This window comes from Malikia granosa (assembly GCF_002980595.1).
In the GTDB taxonomy this organism is placed as follows: Bacteria; Pseudomonadota; Gammaproteobacteria; order Burkholderiales; family Burkholderiaceae_C; genus Malikia; species Malikia granosa.
Genome location: NZ_PVLQ01000112.1, coordinates 1 through 922, shown reverse-complemented (window position 1 = coordinate 922; position 922 = coordinate 1). Strand labels below are relative to the sequence as shown.

Sequence of the window (922 nt, the reverse complement as noted above, 5' to 3'; positions counted from 1 at the left end):
TGGGGGGCTGAATAGTTACGTTTCTTCAGGCCTGCGCTAATTGCTGCGCGCGCAGACTCTGCAGCAGCAACTGCGACGACGACGTTCCAACTTTCGAGTTGTGGAGAGTTGACGAACGATCCTGATTCATCTATGTAAACGTTCATGTGTCACATATTACATCGCCTTGCCGTTTCGGTCCGCTATGTGGAACGCATGCAAAGGACCGCAAAGGGTCGAAACCGGAAATTTGGTGGTTGTCAAATTTTCCCGTAGCCCCAGTGAAACCATCGCTACCTATGCGGCTGACCCGCGAGAGAGCAACTTGACGCCATCGGGCCGCAGTTCCCCCTCGGGCGACACATGCCGGTAGAGCGTCTGCCGGGTAATCGCTAGTTCTGCACAGAGATCGCCGACCTTGGTTTCCGGTTGCCCCATACTGGCCATCGCCAGGCGCAGCTTGGCGGCAGTCATTTTGAACGGGCGTCCTCCTTTTCTGCCGCGAGCCCGCGCCGAGACAAGTCCGGCGACCGTTCGCTCGGAAATCAATTCCCGCTCGAACTCAGCCAGTGCGGCAAAGATTCCGAACACCAGCTTGCCAGCAGCGGTCGTGGTGTCGACTGCCGCACCGTGACCCGTCAGCACCTTCAATCCCACGCTACGCGCAGTCAGGTCATGCACCGTGTTGACCAGGTGGCGCAAGTCTCGACCGAGCCGGTCGGGCTTCCATACGATCAGCGTGTCGCCTTCACGCAGAGCCTTCAGGCAGGCAGCCAACCCCGGTCGATCATCACGTCGACCCGAAGCCAGATCCTCGTAGAGATGAGCAGGATTCACGCCAGCGGCGATGAGCGCATCGCGCTGCAGATGGGTGGACTGTGATCCGTCCGCTTTCGATACCCGCATGTATCCAATATGCATAGGCTTTGTTGCAATATTCAAA

1 protein-coding gene is annotated in these 922 nt (G+C 58.0%); it reads right to left on the bottom strand.

Going from position 1 to position 922, the window contains the following annotated elements; all coding sequences use genetic code 11:
- Positions 1–276: 276 nt before the first annotated feature.
- Complete coding sequence (locus tag C6P64_RS16930; RefSeq protein WP_105749711.1) at positions 277–900, bottom strand: recombinase family protein; 624 nt, start codon at positions 898–900, stop codon at positions 277–279.
- Between the last annotated feature and the right edge of the window lie 22 nt (positions 901–922).